The following is an 18,707-nucleotide window of genomic DNA, read 5'->3' as shown; positions in this document are numbered from 1 at the left end:
CGCCACTGACGCCGATCCGCTGTGCGAAGCCGTCGGGCCAGCGACCTCTTCCGGGGACAGCGTGGCAGCCGTCGCGGCCATTCTTCCGGATTCGGCCCGTCGGCGAGTGCCGGGAATCGGTGCGGTTCCCGGCTGCTGCACGCATGGCCAGGCCGGGGTGATCTGGCACCTCTGCTCGCGGGTGAGGTTCGCTCGGCGGGACGTGAGGAACTCCCGTGCTTCGTTCCTGGCGTCCATGCGTTCCACGCTAAGGCGTGCAGCGCCTGTGAGGGATGCCCTGCCAGTACGTCCTTCACGGGGGACCCCCTCGCCCCGCAGGTCTGGCGATGTCCTTGGCGTCACACCTGCGAAGCCGGATCGGCGTAGGTCGCCCTGTCGGCTTAGCGCGTCCGCCAGTAGGCCACCGGATGCGGGGGCTTCTGGGGCGGTTGGGCCGGCGATAGAGCGCCGATGCCCGGCGGATGAGGCTACGGATGGTGATGATCGCGACGGCGAGGGCGATGAAGAACTCGACGCAGACGCGGCGACGTTTGGTGCATCGGCGGAGCTTGTTTCAGCCGTCGGCGCTGAGCTGTTCCAGGCCGAGACCGATGACGCGGTCGCAGGCGGCGAGCGCGGCCAGGCACAGAGCCTCGCCCGCGCCGACGGCTACCCACTCGTCACGGCACCTGCACAAGGTGGCCGCCGAGCACGCAGCGTCCGCCACTCGCTCGTCCCCCGTCCCGGACACCAGTACCTCGATGAGCTTGTCGAAGATCACCTTGTCCGGGATCCGACGGCGGTGACATCCCAACGGATGAGTGGTGACCCGCTGCGGCGATGACGCAAGGAACTCCTCACGGATGGGCGCAGTGATCAACGAGGGCACGACAGGCACATCTCCTCGTGCGAGCACAGAATTTTGCCCGGCCCGGAGGCCGCCCCGGGGCGGCGTCGCCGCCTGGTCAGCGAGCGGCGTTCTCGGCGACCGGCTTCTCCTCGGCCGCTGGACGTTGCGCTGTGGCGGGGGATCGCAGCAGGGTGGCGGCGAGGAGGAGAGCGACGGCGACGAGGCCCGCGCCGATGCGGAAGGCAAGCTGGTAACCACCCGTGAGTGCCGAGGCGGTGCTTGCCCCGTCACCCAGCAGGGCATCCGTATGCGAGGTGGCGAGCGTGCTGAGGACCGCGAGGCCGAAGGCGCTGCCGACCTGCTGCATGGTGTTGAACATGCCGGAGGCGATCCCCGAGTCCTGGGGCGTGGCCGCTGACATCGCGAGCGTGGCCAGCGACGGCATCGCGAGGCCGAAGCCGAAGCCCAGCGGCAGCAGCGCGGGCAGGACGTCCACGGCATAGTTTCCGTCTGCCGGTGCGTGGCCGAGCGCGGCGAGACCTGCCATGACGAGCGAGAGTCCTGGGAGGAGTACGGCACGGGGGCCGAAGCGCGCGATCAGCTTGGGTGAGAGGCTGAGGGACAGCGCGCCGATCGCGACCGAGACCGGAAAGATGCCGAGGCCGGTGTGTATCTCGTCGTAACCGAGCACCTTTTGCAGGTAGAGCACGCACAGGAATGGGAAGCTGAACATCCCGGCCACCATGAGGGCCTGGATGCCCATGGCTCCTGAGACGTCGCGCGAGCGGAACACACGCAGCGGCAGCAGCGGGTGGGCCGCCTTGGTCTGGCGGGCGACGAACGCGAGGAGCAGGGCCAGTGCCGCGGCGCCGAAACTCAGGGTGTGTGCGGAAGTCCAGCCGTAGTTCGCCGTCTCGACGATCGAGTAGACGCCGAGCATCAGTGCGGATGTGACCAGGAGCGCGCCCACAACGTCGGTTCCCTTGCCGAGGCCGACACCGTGTTCGAACGCGAGCACGCGCCCGGCCGACAGCGCGGCCACGATGCCGATCGGGACGTTGACGAAGAAGATCCAGTGCCAGCTGATGGCCTGCGTCAGGGCGCCGCCGGCCAGGAGGCCCATCGAGCCGCCGGCGGACTGGACGAAGCTGTAGACGCCGATGGCCTTGGCCCGCTCCCCCGGCTGCGGGAACAGGGTCACCACCATGCCGAGGGTGACGGCGGAGGCCACCGCGCCGCCGATGCCCTGGAAGAACCGGGAGGCGAGCAGCATCGCTGGGTCCTGGGACACTCCGCACAACAGCGAGGCAGCCGTGAAGACGCTCAGGCCAGTGATGAACACGCGCTTGCGTCCGATGAGGTCGCCGAGCCGCCCGGAGAGCAGCAGCAGACCACCGAAGGGGACCAGATAGGCGTTGACCACCCAGGCCAGGCTTGACGAGGAGAACCCGAGGTCCCGCTGGATGGACGGCAGCGCCACGTTCACGATGGTCCCGTCGAGGATGACCATCAACTGCCCGGCGCAGAGCACGGCCAGTGCCGACCAACGTGATGTCTGTGCTGGTGAGCTGGTTCTCCGCACGGCGACTCCTTCCAATGGTGCACGACTTGTTACAGCAGTGATCCTCTGTAACCATCACGTGCGGCGGAAGGAGGCACTTTTATGTCACGCAGTCACACCGATGTGTCCGACCAGGTCAGCAACGAGGCGTGCCCGCTCACCGAGGTCCTCGATCACGTCGCGGGCAAATGGAGCATCGGAATCCTCGTCGCTGCCGCACACGGGCCAGTCCGTTTCACCGAGTTGGAACGCACCATCACAGGCATCAGCCGACGCATGCTCACCTTGAACCTGCGCAAGTTGGAACGCGACGGCCTGCTCATCCGGACCGTCTACCCCACCGTGCCCCCCAAGGTGGAGTACAGCCTCACGCCCATGGCCCGCGAACTCCACGCGACATTGGCCGGGCTCGTCGGCTGGGCAGAACGCCACCGCGCCGACATCACGGCCGCCCGCGCCACCTACGACGCCGCCGCGGCGCCGGCTTCCTGAGATCTGCGGCGACCCGGCAGGCGGCGCGCCCATCGGGACGGGCAGGCGGCGAGGCTCGCGGCCGGTCCGAGCGAGGCGATGTGCGGCCTCGTCGACCGGGCCCTGCTGCGCCCGGTGGCCGGCCCACACGGACGCCGAACCGGCCGCACCGGCCACCCGTGCGGCGTCGGCCTGAGGGACCGCCGCCCGGGCGCCAGGCAGGCGCGGGAGGCACGGCGGGGTCCGCACGCCGTACCCGTTTGCGCGTCACGGACTGCTCGACCGGGTGATGTGGCGGCCGGGCGGCGGCCGCCACGATGGTGTCGAACCTGTCCCACCTGGGGGGCCGATGGCTGTCAGCGGACCGTGCGCCACGACCGGGGAGTCCGCGTGCGGGCCGACGCGGTCGCCCGGCGGTCCGCGGCCCGGCAGCCCGCCGTGGATCGGACGGGTGCTGGACATCCACTGGGGCATCAGCCCCCGCGCGAGCGTGCTCCGGCCGTTGAGGCCCGCCGCGGGGCGGCCCCTGAGCCACACCTCGGGGCTGTGGCGGGTGAGCGTTTCGGGGGAACCGGGCCGCGGAGGGGGCGAGTTCGTCCTGAAGGCGCAGCTGACCGCCGAGGCGCTGCGTCCCGTGGCGTTCCACGTGATCAAGCGGCAGGTGATGGAGGTCGTCGCGCGGCAGGGCGTCCCGGTCGCCGTCGCCGTGCCGGCCCTGGACGGTGCCCCCGCCGTCCTCCGGGACGGAATCGGCTGCGAACTCCTGCCTCTGCTGCCCGGTACCGCGCACCCGGCGGTCACCCCGGCCCGGGCGCGGGAGATCGTGGCCACCGGACTCGGCCTGCGCTCGGTGCTGGACGGGCTTCCGGAGCAGGTCGTCCGGGCGCTCGCGCCCTACCCCGTCGATCCGCTGGTGGCTCAGCCGTGCTGGCGGGCCGCGCTGGAGGATGCGCTGGGACGGCTTGGGCCGATGGCCGCGCGCCGCCCGGACGGGTGGGGGCGGCTGGTCAGCGGGGCGCTGCGGGAGTTGGAGTGCGCCGGACCGCTGCTCGAACGGCTCACCGAGGCCGGCGAGCAGGCGGCACGGGGCACCGCCGTGGTCCACGGTGACCTGCACCACCGGCACTTCCTGTTCGGCGAAGCGGACCGGCACCGGATCACCGGCGTCCTCGACTTCGACAATCTGCGCGTGGACGACCGGCTGCTCGACCTCGCCTGGACGGCCGCGAGCGCGGGCCGGGTGGCCGGCGGGCGAGCCGCGCGCCGGGAGGGCGCCAGGGCGTTCGTACGGGCCGCCGAAGGCGCCGGGCTGCTCGCACCGGGGGAGGCGGGGCTGCTCATGCCCCGGCTGCTGGCGTACGCCGTCCCGATCGTCGTGGACATAGCCAAGGACGTCCTCGAACGGGACATCCTGGACGACCTGTGGGCCGAGTACCTCGACCTGCTGTCACCGGCCCGGATGGCGGACACCCATGCCCTGCTCACGCAATGACCGCGCCCCTCGCCCCGCACGCTCGGCTCCCGCACCGGCTTCCCGCTGCCCGACCGGGGTCCAGGTGGCGCCGACTAGAAGGAGAAGACCGTGCCGTCAGCCGTCCAGACCGATCCGGCCTCCTCGTGGACCGGCCTCGACACCTCAGCATTCTGTTTCGAAGCGCCCCACTCCCCTGACACGATCCTGTTCGAGTCGGCCCAGGGGGTCCGGCTGACCGACGCGGCCGGAGGAGAGTACCTGGACGGGCTGTCGGGGATCTTCGTGACCTGCTTCGGCTACGGCAGCCGGCCGATCGCCGACGCCGTCACCGAGCAGCTGCACCGGCTGCCCTTCAATCCACCGTTGCACGGCACCAGCCGGGGGGCCGTCGAACTGGCCACGCAGCTGGTCCAACTGGCGCCGGCCCCGCTCTCGCTGGCCAAACTGGTCAACGGCGGTTCGGAGAGTGTGGAGGCCGCCCTGCGGCTCGCCCGCCTCTACCACCGGGAGCGGGGCGAGCCGGGCAGGTACAAGGTGCTGAGCTGTTACCACGGCTACCACGGCGCGACCTTCGGCTCGCTCGCCATGACCGGGCGCCCCGACACCACCCGCTTCGGCCCCGGCCTGACCGGCGCCGTGCGGGTGTGGACGCCGCACTCGCTGGCCCGGCTGTCCGGGCTCCGGCCGGAAGAGGCCGGGCCGCAGGCCCTGGCCCTGATCGAGCGGACCATCGAGGCGGAGGACCCGACCGCGATCGCGGCACTGGTGGTCGAGCCGGTGGTGCATCTGCTGGGGATGGCGGTGCCACCGCCCGGCTTCCTGCCGGGGCTGCGCCGCTTGTGCGACCGGTACGGCATCCTGCTGGTGTTCGACGAGATCGTGACCGGATTCGGGCGTACCGGGCAGGCGTTCGCCGCCGACACCTTCCGGGCCGTGCCCGATCTGCTCTGCGTCGGCAAGGGCATATCCGGCGGGTACGCCCCGCTGGCAGCAGTGCTCATCAGCGAACGGGTCGCGCCCGTCCTGGCGACCGGAGCGGCCTCCTACGCCTTCGCCCCCTCGCACACCTACGCGGCGAACCCGATCAGTGCCGCGGCGGGGCTGGCCGCGCTCGGGCTGTACCGGGAACTGGACGTGCCTGCGAGAGTCACCCGGCTGTCCGGGCACTTCACGGCCCTTCTGGAGAGCACACTGCGCGGCCGGGGCGTACTGCGCTCGGCCGGACTGCTGTACGGGATCACACTGACGGCCGGGCCGCCGGCCGCCGGGGACGGGGAGGGGGCCGGGGGCGGGCTGGGCCAGGCGGTCGCCCGGGCGTGCCTGCGGCGCGGGCTGATCATCCGGGGGGAGGACGACTGGGTGGTGCTGGCTCCGGCCTACGTCTCCACCGAGGCGGACCTGGAACAGATCGCCGCCCTGCTGGGTGCGGCGCTCGACGAGGTGCTGGGCGGGGGGCGGTGACCGCGCCGGTGACCGGCAGCCCGGTCGGGGCCGGCGGCCCGGGGCTGCTCGGCCGCTTCGAGGAGCCGGCCCGCGCGGCACGGCCCCGGCTCACCCCGGACGAGGCCAGGGTGATCGAGCTGGAGCTGGCCGAGTGGCGGCGCCTGGGGGAACGGTACGCGCCGGCGACGCCCCTGGGGGAACTGGCCGCCGTGGCCGCGGCCGTGCCCGAGCGGCTCTACCGGGACAGCGCGAAGGTCCTGCTGCGGATGCACGAGATCGCCGGGTCCGGCAACCACCAGAGCTGTCTGTCGTCGCTGCACCTGGTACGGGCCTGCTTCGACCTGGGCCTGGTGCCCGGCCCGGGGGACCGCGCCGGGCAGCGGGACGGCCCCGGCCCGAGCGCGGGGAGCGCCGGGAGAGCGGAACTCGTCGTCGGGCGCGGGCACATCGCCCCCAGCTTCTACGCCGAACGGTATGTGCGGGGCACCTTCCCGTTCACCCCGTTGGCCACGCTGCACCGGGACGGCCTGACCGGGGTGGTCCACCGGGACTGGGGCTTCCGCAACACCATGCGCTACAGCCTGGGCGTCGGACTGGCCCAGGCGGTGAGCCTGGCCTGGGAACTGCGCCGGCAGGGGCTGCGGCGCAAGGTCGTGTGCCTGGCCGGGGACGGGGAACTGCACGAGGGCGTCACCTTCGAGTGCCTCCGCTTCGCACACGAGGCCGGGCTCGACAATCTGGTCCTGGTCGTCGACGGCAACGGCAAGGGCATCGAACCGCTGCGCGCCCCGGTCAGCAGGGAGTACCTGTCCCACTACCTGGGCCATGCGGTGGAGACGGACGGCCTGGCAACCGAGGCCGTCGCCAAGTCCCTGCGGGCGATGCTGGACGGGCCGGGCGGCGGTGCGCTGCTGTGCGCCACCCGCAAGGAGGGGCACAGCTTCAAGCTGCCCCCCGACCCGGACGCACCCCCGCCCAGGCCCTCGTTCGCCACCACGGCCGGCCCGCTGCTGGCCGGCCTCCAGAAGGACACCGGCCGCCGGCTCGCCGTCTTCACCGGCGACATGGCAGCCCGCTTCGGCCTGCCGAACGCGGTGCCGTACGAGAACACCGGGCTCGCCGAGACGCTCTCCCTCGGTCTCACGCTGAGCCTGCCGGAGGAGACCGTGAAGGTCGTCGCGACCGACGCCATGTACTACATGGACTCCCTGGGCATGCTCACCGAGGCCACCACCAGCATCCGGCACCTGCTCGTGCTGGCCGGCCGCAGCTGGGGGGCCTGGGGCGGCGCCGCCAACTCGCTGAACCTGCTGGACCAGATCACCGGGACCCGGGTCTACGAGCCGGTCACCGCCGCCGAGTTCCGCTCCTGCGTCCGGCGGCTGCTGGCCGATCCGGCGACGGCCCACGTGCTGAGCATGGTGGACGCCCGCTTCGCCGCCCCCGGCGAGGACTGTGCCGGGGACGTCGACGCGGCCGCCTGGCTCGGTGCCGCCCCGGACGCCGCCGCGGACCTGGACTGCTGCGTGATCACCTTCGGTTACGCGGGCGTACTCGTCGCGCAGGCCAACCGGGACCGTGGCCTCGGGGTGCCCCAGCTGCACTGCACGGCGCTGCGTCCCGAGCTGGACCCGGCCCTGGTCGAGCGGCTGCGGCGCTGCCGTGCGCTGCTGAGCGTGGAGTACAACGGGGTGTCCTGCGGGTTCGGGGAAGGCCTGCGGTCCCGGTACCTGCTGCCGCTGACGCCGCACGGCGTGCGCTCGGACATCCGCAACTGCGTGCACGACACGCAGCTGTCCCGGCACGGCATGACGCCCGGTGCTCTCGCCGGGCGGCTGCGGGCGCTGCGGGAGAACGAAGCCGCCGGATGAGCGGCAGCTGGTACTTCCACGACTCCCGCAGCGGCCGGCCGGCCGGGTCGGTGGACGGCGCGGTCTTCATGCACCAGGAGATGGCCGAACTGCTCGCCGGCCGCGGCGCCGTACCGCACGACCTCGCCCGTGGCCGGCCGGGCCTGCCGGAGGGCCTGGCTCGGGGTACCCGGGGGGACGTCGTCTACGCCGGCAGCGGTCCCTACGCCTACCTCTACCACCTGTGGCGGGAGCGGGCCGGTGCGTCGTACCGCATCGTGCGGGAGGTCCACACCAGCCTGTGGTCCGGCTACTGGGCCCAGGAGGAGCTGTGCCGCGGCTACGTCCGGGACGGCGATCTGGCGCTGTTCCCGACCGAGTTCGCGCGGCAGCTGTACATCCGCCACTTCGACAGCGTCCGCGAGGGGAACTCGGCGGTCGCCTATCCGCTGCTGCACCGGCTGCCGCACCGGCCCGCGGTTCAGACGCCCGCGCACACCGCCACGCTGCGCATCGGCTACCTCGGGGCACTCTCCGAGGCGAAGAACTTCGACCAGGTGCTGCGGGTCTTCGCCCGGCTGCACGAACTGAGCGGCGGCCGGGCCGGGCTGGTGTTCGCGGGCAAGCCGAACACGGAACGGTTCGCGCCGGAGCGGGTGCTGGAGGCTCTGAGCCGGCGCGGAGTGGACCCTCGGCGGGTCAGGGCTCAGGGCGTGCTGGGGCAGGGGGAGCTGGGGGGCTTCTTCCGCGCCGTCGATGTGCTGCTCTTCCCGAGCACGGCGTCCCGCGAAACGCTCGGCAGGGTGGTCCTCGAAGCGCTGGCGCACGGGGTTGCGGTCCTCGCGGCGAACGTCGGCCCCGCGGTGGAACTCCTGCCCGCGGACAACCTGGTGCCGACGGCCCTGGACACCAGCACGGAGTTCACCATGGGCCGGATCCGGCCGCTCGGCCGGATCGACGAGAAGCACTGCGCCGAACGTCTGCTGCGCCGTGCCTACGCACCGGCCCGGCTCCCGGACGACGGGCCCTACGACGCCGGGGCGCTGTGGCGGGCGCTGCGGGAGCCCGGCCGGCGCCCCGGCGTCCGGCCCGACCGGCGGATCGCCGGGGCCCTGCGGGTGGCCGAGCGGTCCCGGGCCCATCCGGGGCTCGATCCGGAGCGGGCCGAGCGTCTGTTCCTGGACTACTTCCAGCGGAACGACAGCGCACTGAAGTCGGCCCTGGCCGGGCTGGAGGCCCGTACCGGAAGCCGGTGGCCCGGGCTGCGCGAGATCGTCGCCCGGCCCGGGCGCGAGCTGGCCGACTACCGGGCCTTCCCCCGGCTGCTGGACGCGCTGCTGCTCGAACCCCTGACGTACCGACAGACCGTCGACGAGGAGAGCCGATGAGCACACACCCGGCACAGCCCGATGACCGTGTCGTCCTGGTGGCCGGCGGCGGCCGCGGGATCGGTGCCGCGGTCGTGGAGACGTTCGCTCGCCGGGGCGCCACCGTGGTGGCCGCCGACGCACAGCAACTCGCCTCGGACGTCAACCACTACCGCAGCCGGCGGACGGGCGGCTACGCCGCCGCCCGGGAACTCGCCCGCACTCTCGGCGAGAGAGGGTTCGCGGTGACGGCCGCCGACGTCGACGCGGGCGACGAGGACTCGGTACGCGCCCTGCTGACCCGGATCGACGAGGAGCACGGGAGACTCGACGTGGTGGTCAACGCCTTCGGTGTCGCACACATCTCCCGGGTCGAGGAGATGACGCTCGCCCAGTTCGAAGCCGTCGTCTCCGGCAACCTGTCCGGGGTCTTCCTGATGTGCAAGCACGCGATCGGGCTGCTGCGCCGGGGCGGAGGCGGCGCCATCGTCAACTTCTCCTCCATCTCCGGGCGGACGGGCTTCGCCAAGGAGGCCCACTACTGTGCCGCGAAGTTCGGGGTGATCGGTTTCACCGCCTCCCTCGCCAAGGAGGTGGCGCGCAGCGGCATCCGGGTCAACGCCGTGTGCCCCGGCATCGTCCGCACCCAGATGTGGGAGTACCTGCTGAGCGAGTTCGTGCGCCCGGGCGAGACCCGGGAGCAGTGCTGGGAGCGGATGCGGGCACTGATTCCGCAGGGCGAGTTCCAGAGCCCGCAGGACATCGCCGACACCGTCGTCCATCTCGCCTCCGCGCCCCGGCTGACCGGGCAGGCGATCAGCGTCGACGGCGCGATGGCCCAGCCGTGACCGCTGCGCAGGGCTCCCCGCGCGCCGAGCCCGCCGCACCGTTCCCCGGGGCGTGGTACTGGCTGGGGCCGCCGACCGGGGCCGTGCGCCCGGCGCCGGGCGGGCTGCGGCTGACGGCGGGGGCCGGCACCGACTTCTACGCGATGCCGGCGGTACGCGAAATCGACGCGCTGCCCGCGCTGGTGCGGCGGTTCGACGGCGACTTCAGGCTGTGCGCCGGGGTCGTCGTCGAGGACGGCACCCGCTTCGCGGACGCCGGCGGGCTCGTCGTGTGCACCCGTGCCGGCTCGGTCAAGCTGTGCGTCGAGCGGACGACTACCGGGTCCTGGGCCGTGGTGACCGTCGCCTCCCTGCCGTACTCCGACGAGGCCATGGGGCCCGCCCTGCCCGGGCCCCGCGCCGACCTGCTGGTGACCCGTCAGGGGCGTCGGTTCGCGGGGCTGTTCCGTACCCCGCGGGACGCGGACTGGCGGTTCGCCCGGACCCTGTGCCTTCCCGAAGGGCCGCTGTGGGCGGGCGTGTTCGCGCAGGCCCCGTTCTCGGCCGGCTCCACCGCCCGCTTCCACGACCTGGCCTGCGGTCCGCACCCCTTGCGGGACCGCAGGTGAAGAGCCTGGGCGCGGGCGGGGGCGGCCCGGTGCCGGCGAACGCGCTGGAGCGGCTGGTACGGCGCGTGCCGCGGGCCTCGGACCCCGAGGCCTTCGCCGGACACCTGGCACGGGTGTCCGAGGATCTGCTGAACGTCCCGCGGCCGCTGGAGGCCGGAGCGGCCGTCCACTGGGCCCGGCGCAAGGCCAGGGTGCTGGGTCTCGACCCCGCCCGGCTGGGACACCATCTGGAGCGCGGGCTCGCCCAGACCGGGTCCCTCGGCCCGGACGAGGCCGCCGAGTACCGCCGCAACCTCGCGACGCTGCTGCCCGGTTCCGCCCGGGGCTCCGAGACATGCCCACCGGAGCCGGCGGCGCTGTACGCGGCGCTGTGCGCACTCGGGAGCGAGACGGTACGGGCCGTGCGGCAGGCGCTCGGCACCGAGCGCCGGGTGGTGGTATTCCTCGGCACGGACGCCGAGTTCCTGAAGCTCTCCTACGACGTGTGGCGGGGCAGCGCGCACGCCTCCCGCGTCTTCTACATGAGCCGGCTGTCGCTGCTGGGCGATGCCGAGCGGCGGGTACTGGCGCGCACCCGGCACGAGGTGTTCGGCGCGGACGGGCTGTCCGACACCGTGTCCGGCGGCGGCCGGGGGGGACGGCACTTCGCGTGGATGGACAACGGGCTGGTCGCCTCGCAGTTGTTCCTGCTGATCTCGGCGGCCCGGGAGCGCGCCGCGGCGGGAGAGGCGGACTTCGGGGAGCTGTTCACCCGGCTGTTCCGCCAGGAGCTGGCAGACGGCCGAGGGCAGGCCGAACGGCGCAGCGGGGGGCCGCTGACCCTGTTCGGGACGGCACACCCGCTGGTGGACGAGGTGCTCGGTCACGGCATCGACCAGGGCCTGTTCGCACAGCGCTGCGGTGCGCTGGCCCGGCGGTTCCGGGCGACGGCGGGCCAAGGGAGCGGCGACCCGGTGATCGTGGACATCGGGGCCAACGGAACCCAGCCCTGTCTGCTGCTCGGGGCGCTGACCGCGGGGCACGCGCTGTCGCCGTCGGTCCTCCTGTTCACCTCGCCGCGCCGGTCGTGGGGCCCCGACTCCCCGGCGTTCCGCGGCGTCCCGGTGACCGGGCGGTTCGCCATGGCGGCGGAGTCGATGAAGTCGTACCGGACCGACTACCGGGGGGCGCTGGACGGCGCCGGCGGGGAACTCGCGGTGGTCCCGCCCGACCAGCAGCTCCTCGCCTTCTTCAAACAACTGGCCTTCCACCGGGCCGCGGTATGCGAGCGTGGCCGCACCGGGTGAGCGACCACCGGGGCCGACCCCCGCGCCGTCAGGGCGTCCCGCCCGGCCGGTTCAGCGGCACCCGGCGGCCGGTCTCCAAGGAGGTGCGTACCGCCATCGCCAGCCCGACCGCCCGGATGCCGTCCCCTACGCCCGGCTCGGGTGCGGTACCCGCGCTGACGGACCGGACGAAATGGCGCAGGGCGGCGGAGGCGATCCGCCCGCGCGCGAGGGGTTGCCAGCTCTCCCGTACGGCCTCGGTGTGCTCGGCGGTGGCCCATTCCAGGGCGGTGAACATGTGGTCGCGGCCGGTGAGCCGGGCCTGTCCCCGTTCGGCGTGGACGGTCAACGCGGCCGGGGTGCGCAGCGCCCGGACGCCGAGGCTGCCTCCGGTCAGGACGGCGGCGGCTCCGCCGGTGTACCCGATGGCCACGGCGATGCCGTCCTCCAGGCGGCCGCCGCGGTAGGCGCCGCCCTCGGCGTGCACCGTCTCCGGCTCGCCCAGCAGGAAGCCGAGGGTGTCGAAGAGGTGACAGGTGTTCTCGTTGACGACGCCGTTGCCATCGCCCGGATCCCCTACCCACCCGGGGCTGTCGTCCCGGGGCAGCATCAGGTCCGCGTTCACCACCAGGGGGCGGCCCAGGGGTCCCGCGAGGAGCTCTCGCAGCCGGGCGACGGCGGGCAGGTGCCGCAGGCAGAAGTCCAGCATCACCGGGGACGCCGGGTACTCGGAGCACAGCCGGGCCAGGGCTTCGGCGTGCCGGCGGTCGGCGGCGAACGGCTTTTCCAGGAAGAGCGCGAGCCCCGCGTCGCCGGCGGCGCGGATCAGCTTTCCGCGGGCGCGGGGCGGTACGGCGAGGACGACGGCGTCCAGCTCCTCCTCGGCGATCAGGCGCAGGCCGTCGCGGTGGCCGCGGGCGCCGAGTGACGCGCTGAAGTCGGCCAGGTCCAAGCCCTGCCCGGCGGGGTCGAGTTCGGCGACGGCCACCAGCTCCGCGCCGTCCATGCGGGCGAGCTCGCGGGCATGGCACCGGCCGAAGCCGAGTCCGACGACGGCGCATCTGAGCGGCCGGCGGGGCGGCGGCACGGGCGCACCGGCCGGTCGGGTGTCGCTTGCGGCCATGGGGTCCTCCCGGGCTCTCGCGGGGTCACCGGCCGGCGGCCGGCCGGTCGCCGTTGCCTTCGTCGTCACCTTCGCCGCCGTCGCCGCTCGGCCAGGTCCGCTCGGTGACGTCGGCGAAACAGCCGAGCACCGCGTCCAGGACCTCGGGCTCGGGTGCCGATTCCACGGCCCGCAGATTGCGGTCGAGGTGGCCGGGATCGCCGGCGCCGGTGAGCACCGCGTCGAGCTGTGGGCAGGCGAGCGCGTACCGCATGGCGAGGGAGGCCAGGTCGGTGCCGTGCTCGGCGCATACGGCGGCAGCGCGGCGGGCGGCGGCGCGCAGGGCCGCGGGTGCGGGGTGCCATCCGGGCGGGCCCGCGCGGGTGAGCAGGCCCATGGCCAGCGGGCTGCCGAGGATCGTGGCCACCCGCCGGGCGCGCCAGTCGGCGGCCGGTGCGGCCAGGCTTCGATCGTGCAGACCGTAGCGGCAGTAGCTCTGCACGACCTCGGCCCCGGCGTGCCGAACCGCCGCCGCCAGCGGTTCGAGCAGCAGCCCTGACACCCCGACGGCGCGGGTCTTGCCCTCGTCCCGGAGCCGTTCCAGTACGGGCAGCACCTCTTCGACGAGCCGGCCGGGGGCGCAGTGCTCGACGTCGTGCGCGAACAGGACGTCCACATGGCCGGTGCCGAGCCGGCGCAGGCTGTCTTCGAGGCCGGAGCGGATCCGGGCCGGGGAGAAGTCGAAGGACCCGGGCGCGTAGCAGCCCGCCTTGGTGGTCAGCACCACCTCCTCGCGCCGCCCGCGCAGCGCCCGGCCCACCCACTCCTCCGCCAGGCCCTGGCCGTAGGAGGGCGCGGTGTCGACGAGGGTGATGCCGGCGTCCAGGCCGCGCAGCAGCACCCGCTGGGACGCCTGCGGGGGCCGGCGGGCGAAGATCCCCATGAATGTGGTGGTGCCCAGACCCAGCCGGGAGACCTTCAGTCCGGTGGCCCCCAGCGTGCTGTACCGCATGGCCGCGGCCCCTCCCTGCCTCGGGTCCCCGTTTCGGGGGTGTCCGGGGGCATCGTGCCACCGAGGCGGGCGGTCGCACACTACTGGACCGAGTAGGGCGCGGGCTCGCTTCGCACCGGTGCGAAGCCGCCGGCCCGGTCCGGGCGGCACGCGGGCCGGCGGTCCGTCGGTAGCCGGTGAGCGATCGGGCGGTGTGGCACCCGGCCAGGGGCGGCACAGTGGGTCCGGGCCCGGTCCCGGTGGCGTCCGTGCCCGGCCCGGTGCGCCGGGGCCGTTACGCCGGGACCGGGCCCTCGGGAGCGCTGGACCGAGACGGATGGGGGCCCGCACTGTGCCGACCGAACACGACCCTGAGCGGCCCGCGGCCCCGGTCGCCGCGGTGATCTTCGACTTCGACGGTGTCATCGTCGACTCGGTCCGTCCCGACCTGCTCGCGTGCCGCGCCCTGTACCGCGAGTACGGCGGCGGCGAGCTGTCGCGGAGCTGGTGGGCGGAGCAGGTGTGCGGGCGGCCCGCCGGCTACGACTGCCTGTTCGAGCGCCTGCTGGCGGTACGGTCCGCCGCCGGCGCGGCCCGGCCGGGCCACGGGCAACTGCGCCGGCGGCTCGGCGAGCTGTGGGAGGAGTACCTCACCGAGGAGTACGTGCGGCTGCTGCCTGCCGTGCCGGAGACCGTGGAGGGTCTGCGCTCGGCCGGGCTGCCGCTCGGCATCGCCTCGGCGGCGGACGGCGCCTGGGTACGGCGCTGGCTGACGCGCTACGGGCTCTCGCGGCACTTCACGGCGGTGGTCACCGGCGACGACGTACCGGCCAGGAAACCGGATCCGGCGGTGTACCGGGAGGCCTTGGGCCGGCTGGGTGTCCCCGCCGGGGCGTGTGTGGCGTTCGAGGACTCGCTCAGCGGGGTGGCGGCGGCGCGGGCCGCCGGGGTGACCGTGGTCGCGGTGCCCACCCCCACGACCCGGTTCCTGGACCACTCCAGCGCGCACGCGGTGCTGCCGGACCTCTCGGCCGTCTCCCCACGGTGGCTCGCGCGGGCGGGGCGGGCGGGATGGTGACCGGCGGCGGTACGGGGGCCGGCCGGGTCCGGCTCACCGAGGGACTGTGCGAGGTGGCCGAACTGGAGCACTCGCTGTGTCTGCAGTACCTGTACGCGGCCTTCTCCCTCAAGACACGTCCGGAGGAGGGCGGTATCGACGAGGTGCAGGCCGAACTGGTGCGCGAGTGGAAGGGCCAGCTGCTGCTGCTGGCCCGCGAGGAGATGCTCCATCTGGGTCTGGCACTGAATCTGCTGGCCGCCGTCGGCGGCGCCGCGCATCTGCGCCGGCCCAACTTCCCGCAGCCCGAGCGCTACTACCCGCTGGGCACGGTCGCGGCGCTGGAGCCGTTCTCGGCCACGTCGCTGGAGCGGTTCCTCGACTACGAGCGGCCGTCGGCACCGCGCCCGGCCACGGAGCCGGGCGCACGGAGCGGCCCGGAGGCCGCGGAGCCGGGCGGACGAGGGCCGCAGACGGTGGGCCAGCTGTACGGCCGGATCCGCGCCACCGTCCTGGCACTGGAGGAGAAGGAGCTGTTCATCGGCTCCGAGTACCGGCAGGTCGACTCGGCCGCCGTCATCGACCCCGAGGGCGTGCTCGACGAGGACGTGACGGTGGGGTACGGGGTCGAGCCCTTCGTGATCGACGACCGGGCTTCCGCGCTGCGGGCCATCGACCTGATCGTCGAGCAGGGGGAGGGCGCCGAGGAGGACCGGGAGGGCTCGCACTACCACCGGCTGCTGCGCATCCGTGCGGGACTCGACACCGAGCTGGCCGCGGCCGCCCGCACCGGCCGCCCCTTCGTGCCGGCCCGCCCCCTGCTCCGCAATCCCGTGGTGCGGCCCGTGCCCGACGCCGAGGGCACCACGCTGATCAGCGAGCCGCTGGCCCGCGAAGCGGCCGAACTGTTCGACGACGGATACGGCCTGTTGGTGCTCATGCTGCTGCGGTTCTACAGCCGGGTGGACGAGGCACCCGCGGAGCGGCGGCGCATCCAGCGGGTGGCGTTCTTCCCCCTGATGACGATGTTCGTGCGTCCGCTGGGAGAGGTACTGAGCGAGCTGCCGGCCCGCGCCGGGAACCCGCCGGCGAGCGCTGGTCCGCCGTTCGCGTTCCGGCGGGGGCTCGCGCTGATCCCCGAAGCGCGGGTCGCCCACCAGGTGTTCGCCGAGCGCCTGGCCCACCTCGCCGTCCGCAGCCGCCGGCTCGCCCGCCGGATGCGGACCGCGAACGTGCCCGACCGCCTCCAGCACCGTACGGACCTGCTGGCCAAGGACGTGGCGCGGATGTCGCGTTCGTTCGCCGGGGAAGCGGTCCGGCCGTGAGCGGGCAGCGTGCCCTGCGCATCGAGTTCGGCGGCTGGTTCATGTGCCGGCTGGCCACCGACCCCGATCCCACGGACGAGCCACGGGGTGCCAGCGGCAGCACCTTCGCGCTGGCCGGGGAGCCGGACCTGGACCGGGTGATCGTGCTGAACGACCCTCCGCCGGGCACGGTACGCAGCCACGCGCCCCGGGTCGGCGTGCACGTGACCCGCGCCGTCTACGGGGCCGGCCAGGTGACGGAGTTGGTGGGCGGGCGGGTGGAGCTGCTGGACCGCCCGCGGTTCGAGAACCGGAACTTCGTCCTGACCACGGCGGGGCGGGAGCCGATCGTGCCGTTCCGGCTCCGGGTGGGCGGCGCCGACGGACGCCCCCGCCTGGAGCGGTCCATGGCCATGTCCCGGACGGACCCTGACCGGCACAAGCGGCCCGGCCGGCGGACGGACGTGCACCGGCTGCCGCAGCGGGTGCTCCAGGAATACGGAGCGCGCGGCTTCCGAACGGACGCCGCGCTGGTCGCCTCCGCGACCGGCATCCATGACCCGCTGGCCGACCGCGCCGAGCGCCGTGCCCGGCTGGCCGCCGAGCTGCGGCAACCCGGCAGCACTCCCGTGCGGCGGGCGGCCTTGGCCAAGCGCGTCCGGGAACTGGATATCGCGCTGCGGAACCCCTCCGACGAACGGGTCGTCAACCTGACGGCCGTGGAGGAGTTCACCTTCCCGCTGCATGGCCCGCCGGTCCTCCACGCCCCGCTGTCCGGGCGGCTGCGGCCGGACACCGCCGTGCCCTGGAGGGTCGCCTTCTGGATGGGCGGCTGGGACGCCGACGCGCTGTGTGGATTCCTACGGGGGAACCTGGTGGTGCCGCTGATCTGAGCTGCGCACTCCCCGCTCATCAGTGCACGCCTCCGCTCACGCATACCGGCGCGGTTCCGCCCCGCCGCAGCCGTCCACCTCCCGCCCGCCTCCGACGAAAGGCCCGGTGCCCCGCCCATGGGTGACGTCAGCTCCGCGCGACCCGGCCCGGCTCGGCAACAGCAGCTGCGGCAGGGGGCCCTCGGCGCGTCCGGAATCACTCTCATGGTGCTGTCCGCAGCCGCACCTTTGACCGTGATGGCCGGCGTCGCACCGCTGAGCATCATGCTCGGGGGCATCGGCGCCCCCGCGGGCTATCTCGGGGCAGCGACGGTGATGGCCGTGTTCGCCGTGGGCTTCGTCGCGATGACCAAGTACGTCAGCCGCCCCGGCGCCTTCTACGCGTATGTGGAGCGGGGGCTGGGGCGGCGGGCCGGTGCGGGCGCCGGGCTGCTGGCCCTGCTGGCGTACAACGGCATCCAGATCAGCGGCTACGCGATTCTGGGCAGCTCCGTCGGCCCGGTCCTGCGTGCGCTGACCGGCACGGGGGTGCACTGGGCGGTCCCCGCGCTGGCGGGCGTCGTCCTGGTGTGGTTCCTGGGGTACCGGGGGGTCGAGATCGGCGCCCGGGTGCTCGGGGTGCTCCTGGCCGTCGAGGCCGTGGTGCTGGCCGTGGTGGCCGTGGCCATCGTGGTCCAGGGCGGGGCGCAGGGCCTGTCCTGGGACTCGTTCCGCCCTTCGCACGTATGGACCGGGGGCATGGCCGCCGCGCTGACGGTGTGTTTCGGCTCCTTCCTCGGTTTCGAGTCCACCGCCATCTTCCGGGCGGAGGCCCGCGACCCCGACCGGTCGGTGCCCCGGGCGACCCTCGCGGCGCTGGTCTTCCTCGGCACCTTCTACACCTTCGTGGTGTGGAGCATCATCCAGGCGTTCGGCCCGGTCCAGACGGTCTCCGTATCGGTGCACAGCACCCGGGACATGTACTACATCGCCGCCGAGCGCTACGTCGGCGCGTGGACCGCGGACGTGATGAAGGTCCTCATCATCACCAGCGTGCTCGCCTCCGCGCTGGCCTTCCACAACATGGTGAACCGCTACATCCACTCCCTGGCGGTGCAGGGGCTGCTGCCCGGTGGGCTCTCCCGGGTGCAGCCGCGGCACCGGTCGCCGTTGGTGGCCGGAGTGTGCCAGAGCCTGCTGTCCGCCGTCGTGATCACGGGCTTCGCGGCAGCGGGCAGCGACCCGTACCGGACGATGCTGATCTGGCTGAACACCCCGGGCATCATCGGCGTGATACTCCTCCAGGCGATCACGGCACTGGCGGTCGCGGTGTTCTTCTGGCGCACCCCGGGGCTGCCCAGGAGGCGGTCCGTCCTCGTGGTGGCACTCGTGTCGCTGGTGCTCATGACGGGCGTCACGGTCGTCCTGGTCCGCTATGTGGACATCCTCACGGGAGCGGGCGCGGCGACCAACGCGGTGCTCGTCGGCCTCGTGCCGGCCGTTCTGCTGTTCGGATTCGCCAGGCCGGCACCCCGGTCCCGGAGCTGACCGAATCCCGCTCGTGCTCCTGGCGGGGTACCGGAGAACTCGGCATCCTGCACCGAGGCCGGGCCGCCCGGCCCGGACCGTCCGGGGCTCCCGGACCCCGGGCACCGCGCGCGACGC

General features: G+C 73.6%; 15 protein-coding genes and 1 pseudogene. 12 read left to right on the top strand and 4 right to left on the bottom strand.

The features are described 5' to 3' along the window. Nucleotides 1-403 precede the first annotated feature (403 nt). Together DTL70_RS15010 and DTL70_RS15005 are read right to left on the bottom strand one after the other, a co-directional pair. A pseudogene (locus DTL70_RS15010) lies at nucleotides 404-877 on the bottom strand (hypothetical protein); the annotation flags it as partial. Nucleotides 878-944: 67 nt separating this feature from the next. Next, nucleotides 945-2,339, bottom strand: a complete 1,395-nt coding sequence (locus DTL70_RS15005) for an MFS transporter (protein WP_245979400.1) — start codon at nucleotides 2,337-2,339, stop codon at nucleotides 945-947. Nucleotides 2,340-2,492: 153 nt separating this feature from the next. Between DTL70_RS15005 and DTL70_RS15000 the strand changes: the two genes are divergently transcribed. From DTL70_RS15000 to DTL70_RS14965, 8 genes are all read left to right on the top strand, one after another. Beyond that, entirely contained in the window at nucleotides 2,493-2,882 is a 390-nt protein-coding gene (locus DTL70_RS15000; RefSeq protein ID WP_181860934.1) for a winged helix-turn-helix transcriptional regulator, read from the top strand. A gap of 430 nt (nucleotides 2,883-3,312) precedes the next feature. Then, entirely contained in the window at nucleotides 3,313-4,353 is a 1,041-nt protein-coding gene (locus DTL70_RS14995; protein WP_245979380.1) for a phosphotransferase, read from the top strand. A 90-nt stretch (nucleotides 4,354-4,443) separates the two neighbouring features. Next, complete coding sequence (locus DTL70_RS14990) at nucleotides 4,444-5,796, top strand: aminotransferase family protein (RefSeq protein ID WP_114022413.1); 1,353 nt, start codon at nucleotides 4,444-4,446, stop codon at nucleotides 5,794-5,796. A gap of 8 nt (nucleotides 5,797-5,804) precedes the next feature. Continuing rightward, entirely contained in the window at nucleotides 5,805-7,649 is a 1,845-nt protein-coding gene (locus DTL70_RS14985) for a thiamine pyrophosphate-dependent enzyme (RefSeq protein WP_245979379.1), read from the top strand. Next, the gene (locus tag DTL70_RS14980; RefSeq protein ID WP_114022412.1) at nucleotides 7,646-9,016 is read left to right on the top strand and encodes a glycosyltransferase; all 1,371 of its coding nucleotides are present in this window, start codon (nucleotides 7,646-7,648) and stop codon (nucleotides 9,014-9,016) included. The genes DTL70_RS14985 and DTL70_RS14980 overlap by 4 nt, the downstream gene beginning before the upstream one ends. Continuing rightward, complete coding sequence (locus DTL70_RS14975; RefSeq protein ID WP_114022411.1) at nucleotides 9,013-9,843, top strand: SDR family NAD(P)-dependent oxidoreductase; 831 nt, start codon at nucleotides 9,013-9,015, stop codon at nucleotides 9,841-9,843. Before DTL70_RS14980 ends, DTL70_RS14975 begins: the two co-directional genes overlap by 4 nt. Further along, nucleotides 9,840-10,451 carry a DUF1349 domain-containing protein gene (locus DTL70_RS14970; RefSeq protein WP_114022410.1) on the top strand — a complete coding sequence of 204 codons (612 nt, stop codon included), beginning with the start codon at nucleotides 9,840-9,842 and terminating at the stop codon, nucleotides 10,449-10,451. Before DTL70_RS14975 ends, DTL70_RS14970 begins: the two co-directional genes overlap by 4 nt. Continuing rightward, nucleotides 10,448-11,737, top strand: coding sequence for a hypothetical protein (locus DTL70_RS14965; RefSeq protein ID WP_114022409.1), 1,290 nt, complete (start codon nucleotides 10,448-10,450; stop codon nucleotides 11,735-11,737). The genes DTL70_RS14970 and DTL70_RS14965 overlap by 4 nt, the downstream gene beginning before the upstream one ends. A 28-nt stretch (nucleotides 11,738-11,765) precedes the next feature. On the opposite strand, the gene DTL70_RS14960 is transcribed toward DTL70_RS14965, so the two are convergent. Further along, complete coding sequence (locus tag DTL70_RS14960) at nucleotides 11,766-12,839, bottom strand: Gfo/Idh/MocA family protein (RefSeq protein ID WP_114022408.1); 1,074 nt, start codon at nucleotides 12,837-12,839, stop codon at nucleotides 11,766-11,768. A gap of 25 nt (nucleotides 12,840-12,864) precedes the next feature. Further along, the gene (locus tag DTL70_RS14955; RefSeq protein ID WP_181860933.1) at nucleotides 12,865-13,830 is read right to left on the bottom strand and encodes an aldo/keto reductase; all 966 of its coding nucleotides are present in this window, start codon (nucleotides 13,828-13,830) and stop codon (nucleotides 12,865-12,867) included. Between the two features lie 331 nt (nucleotides 13,831-14,161). Here DTL70_RS14955 and DTL70_RS14950 point away from each other — a divergent pair, with 331 nt between their 5' ends. The 4 genes from DTL70_RS14950 (at nucleotide 14,162) to DTL70_RS14935 (ending at nucleotide 18,590) form a co-directional block, all read left to right on the top strand. Continuing rightward, nucleotides 14,162-14,887 carry an HAD family hydrolase gene (locus DTL70_RS14950; RefSeq protein WP_245979378.1) on the top strand — a complete coding sequence of 242 codons (726 nt, stop codon included), beginning with the start codon at nucleotides 14,162-14,164 and terminating at the stop codon, nucleotides 14,885-14,887. Beyond that, nucleotides 14,854-16,191 (top strand): ferritin-like domain-containing protein, encoded by a 1,338-nt coding sequence (locus DTL70_RS14945; protein ID WP_114022406.1) that lies wholly within the window; start codon nucleotides 14,854-14,856, stop codon nucleotides 16,189-16,191. The genes DTL70_RS14950 and DTL70_RS14945 overlap by 34 nt, the downstream gene beginning before the upstream one ends. Continuing rightward, entirely contained in the window at nucleotides 16,188-17,063 is an 876-nt protein-coding gene (locus DTL70_RS14940; protein WP_114022405.1) for a hypothetical protein, read from the top strand. Before DTL70_RS14945 ends, DTL70_RS14940 begins: the two co-directional genes overlap by 4 nt. A gap of 117 nt (nucleotides 17,064-17,180) precedes the next feature. Further along, entirely contained in the window at nucleotides 17,181-18,590 is a 1,410-nt protein-coding gene (locus DTL70_RS14935) for an APC family permease (protein WP_114022404.1), read from the top strand. Nucleotides 18,591-18,707 lie beyond the last annotated feature (117 nt).

This window comes from Streptomyces diacarni, from assembly GCF_003323715.1.
Classification (GTDB): Bacteria; Actinomycetota; Actinomycetes; order Streptomycetales; family Streptomycetaceae; genus Streptomyces; species Streptomyces diacarni.
This window is presented reverse-complemented; position numbering and strand designations above follow the sequence as displayed.

Excerpts from the sequence above, each read along its gene's own strand:
- DTL70_RS15005 (WP_245979400.1), bottom strand. The coding sequence starts at position 2,339 with ATGGTCATCCTCGACGGGACCATCGTGAACGTGGCGCTGCCGTCCATC.
- DTL70_RS15000 (WP_181860934.1), top strand. The coding sequence starts at position 2,493 with ATGTCACGCAGTCACACCGATGTGTCCGACCAGGTCAGCAACGAGGCG.
- DTL70_RS14980 (WP_114022412.1), top strand. The coding sequence starts at position 7,646 with ATGAGCGGCAGCTGGTACTTCCACGACTCCCGCAGCGGCCGGCCGGCC.
- DTL70_RS14975 (WP_114022411.1), top strand. The coding sequence starts at position 9,013 with ATGAGCACACACCCGGCACAGCCCGATGACCGTGTCGTCCTGGTGGCC.
- DTL70_RS14960 (WP_114022408.1), bottom strand. The coding sequence starts at position 12,839 with ATGGCCGCAAGCGACACCCGACCGGCCGGTGCGCCCGTGCCGCCGCCC.
- DTL70_RS14955 (WP_181860933.1), bottom strand. The coding sequence starts at position 13,830 with ATGCGGTACAGCACGCTGGGGGCCACCGGACTGAAGGTCTCCCGGCTG.
- DTL70_RS14935 (WP_114022404.1), top strand. The coding sequence starts at position 17,181 with ATGGGTGACGTCAGCTCCGCGCGACCCGGCCCGGCTCGGCAACAGCAG.